This is a genomic window from Rhodoferax sp. ZS1R8 (assembly GCF_056521325.1).
The window spans coordinates 1-1618 of the sequence record NZ_JBWMBA010000058.1; the positions used below are offsets into that span (position 1 = coordinate 1).

The window sequence follows — 1618 nt, forward strand, 5'->3', positions numbered from 1 at the left end:
CCATTCAGAAACACCAGACCGCTGTACTGCTGCCACACATTGCCCGAAGGAGCACCCGCCACGTTGGCCAGCACTTGGCCAGACAGGTTGCCAAACGAGAAGTTCAGACCGTTGGAGCCTGCAGCCACGCCCTCACGTGCCGAATACCAGAAGCTCAAGTCGTACCAGCCATTGCCAGTGACGGTTTGGAACATGCCGCTATTGCCACCGGTGTCCAGCTCGACGTAGTTGGAGCCTTGTTGGGCGTTGCCAGCTATAGAATCACGCACTTCGATGTTGGGTGTACCCGTCCAGCCAACGATGCTCGTGTAGGTCCCCCAAGTACCCGCGCCTTGCATATTGCTACCGAGAACCTGCTCAAAGCTACCGTTTACAACGATGTTTTGGGCTTGTGCGGCGAAGGAGCAAGCTGCAAGGGCGGCACAGGCCAAAGTGGTTTTGATAGACATTTTCAATCCCTGAAAGAAGGTGACAGACCTGACAGGGTTAAAAGTACCTGCCTTAGCTGGATTGTTGCAACCATGCTGCGCTGCCGCAATAGTCCATTCGGACTAACGGGCAGTCACCAGATTGCCAAATACCCTGTCTCGCGCATTTTCAGAGAAGGCAGAGGCCATATCGGCCAAAAACTGCGCCTGCATCTGGTGGCCGCGGGCCATGTCGGTATCGATGCTCGATACCCGCACCAACAGGCCGTCGGGTATCAGGCCCTTGAGGCCCAGGCGGAACTGCGTGAGTTTTTGGTCCGTCCTGGACAGGGTGACACGGTCGCCCACCACCAGCCAGTAGGTGATAGGCTCATGGCGCTGACCCAGCTTGGACATCAACAGCCGGGTGTTGACTGTGCGACCCGCCAGATCGAGCTGGCTCGTACTGTTGGCAGTGATTTGAAAACCCTGCGCGGGGTAGCACACCTCGGGCAAATGCGCACGCGTGGCATCTGACTGGTCGCCACCATAGGCAACGGACAGCATGATGCGGTTCCCCGCAGCGTTGATGTAGGTGCGAGTCAGCGTCTGGTTGTAAATACTGTCCAGAATGGCCTGCGTTTGCGGCGAGGGCAGCACCATGGCTGCGCGCACATCGACCCGCCAGCCGGCAAATTCCTGGGGGAAAATTTTCTCCAGATCGGGCTTGCCCACGACATCACTGAGGTGGGTGGTGGGAGTCGCCCAGTGGGCCAATGCAGCGGTGGCGACCATGGCCACACTGACGAGCACGGCGCGGATACGGGTGGCGTTCATGCCTTCACTCCTGTTCGGGCGGGTTCTTTGAAAACCCAGCCCAAGAGGTAGTCCGTGAACAGCACGAGCACCAGCCCCACCAGAAACAGCATCAGCACGACACCAAACTCGGCAAAATGCAAAATATCCTGCACATTGGTGACCAGCCCCAGCCCCCATGGCCCGATGGCAATGCCGGCCGCCAGGTAGCCAATGATGGAGCCCAGGCCCAGGGCCCGGCTGAGGGGTACGACGATGACGGCCGCGCTGAGGTATATGAAGCTGTTGATCAGCCAAGAGGGTAGGTGTTCCATGGCGATAACATAGCATTACCCCAAATATTGGGAAGGAAAAAGTATGCCCATCGTAGTTGTAGCCAATCCCAAAGGCGGCGT

General features: G+C 58.0%; 1 protein-coding gene and 2 pseudogenes. All 3 read right to left on the minus strand.

The window, feature by feature from the left end:
- Nucleotides 1–449, minus strand: a pseudogene (locus tag AC097P_RS23700) (hypothetical protein); the annotation flags it as partial.
- Nucleotides 450–551: 102 nt separating this feature from the next.
- The gene (gene epsI / locus AC097P_RS23705; RefSeq protein ID WP_479612889.1) at nt 552–1244 is read right to left on the minus strand and encodes an exosortase-associated protein EpsI, B-type; all 693 of its coding nucleotides are present in this window, start codon (nt 1242–1244) and stop codon (nt 552–554) included.
- A 65-nt stretch (nt 1245–1309) separates the two neighbouring features.
- Nucleotides 1310–1537 (minus strand): annotated as a pseudogene (locus tag AC097P_RS23710) (cation:proton antiporter domain-containing protein); the annotation flags it as partial.
- Nucleotides 1538–1618: the final 81 nt, after the last annotated feature.